Source organism: Methylobacterium bullatum, from assembly GCF_014845095.1.
GTDB classification, from domain to species: Bacteria; Pseudomonadota; Alphaproteobacteria; order Rhizobiales; family Beijerinckiaceae; genus Methylobacterium; species Methylobacterium bullatum.
In genome coordinates this window covers 1-890 of the sequence record NZ_NKUG01000318.1, presented here as the reverse complement: position 1 = coordinate 890, position 890 = coordinate 1, and the positions used below count along the sequence as shown (strand labels likewise).

2 protein-coding genes are annotated in these 890 nt (G+C 65.8%); both read left to right on the top strand.

Annotated features, from left to right (window positions below; translation table 11 throughout):
- The first annotated feature begins 14 nt into the window (after positions 1 to 14).
- Positions 15 to 137 (top strand): LuxR C-terminal-related transcriptional regulator, encoded by a 123-nt coding sequence (locus MBTS_RS23420; RefSeq protein ID WP_425324825.1) that lies wholly within the window; start codon positions 15 to 17, stop codon positions 135 to 137.
- Positions 138 to 321: 184 nt separating this feature from the next.
- Positions 322 to 567, top strand: coding sequence for a hypothetical protein (locus MBTS_RS23415; RefSeq protein WP_018043932.1), 246 nt, complete (start codon positions 322 to 324; stop codon positions 565 to 567).
- Positions 568 to 890 lie beyond the last annotated feature (323 nt).

The following is an 890-nucleotide window of genomic DNA, read 5'->3' as shown; positions in this document are numbered from 1 at the left end:
CCGCCGAACTCGGCATCACGGAGATCACCGCCAAGGTCCATAAGCGGCGCGTCATGGAGAAGATGCAGGCGCGATCCCTCGCCGACCTCGTCCGCATGGCGGATCAACTCGGCGTCGCCGCCACCCGCCAGCGCTGAGAAAGAGGGGCAGCCGAAACCTTCGTATGAGGAGGCATAACCTAAGCATCGATCCGGTGATCCGCCGTATAATATTCAGGATCCTCCGACGGGCTAAGATCCGGACATGAACTCAGGGCTGCAGCAGAGATTTCAAGCGGCTCCGTTCTGTCCTTGAAACCAGTCCGACATCAGGAGACGCGCCATGATCAAGCATCTCGCTTCCATCACCCTTCTTCAGCTTGGCCTGATGGCCCCTGCCCTGGCGATGCCGGAGCATCGTCCGTCCCACACCATCGTCGAGCGGGTCGACCTGGAGAGCGCCCCGCGATCCTTCGGAGAGCCGCAGGCGTCCCGGACCATCGACAGTTCGGCCAAGGGCGGCAATGCCGACGAGACCAACCACGCGGTTCCGAACTTCGGCACCACCTCGGGCGGTCCCGCCGACTGATCCTCCGACCCATCGCGCCAGCGCGGTCCTCGAACCCGGGAGAGCGGCCATGAACCTTCTCATCAGACCGTCTCTCGCGGCCATTCTGGCGCTGGTGTCGACGATGCCCTTCGCGCGATCCTCCACGCCTCCGGCGGGGCCGATCGTGTCCTCCTGGACGGCGTCGGCGCCCATCGTCGCCAGGCTCGATCGGCGCCACGCCCATCGACGCATGGATCGGCGTCCTCAGTAAGCGTCTCGCGTTCCGGCCGGCGGCGCGGGGCTCACGGTTCCGGATGCAGGAAGCCGTGGACGGCCTGGACCACCACCGACCCCTCCCCCAC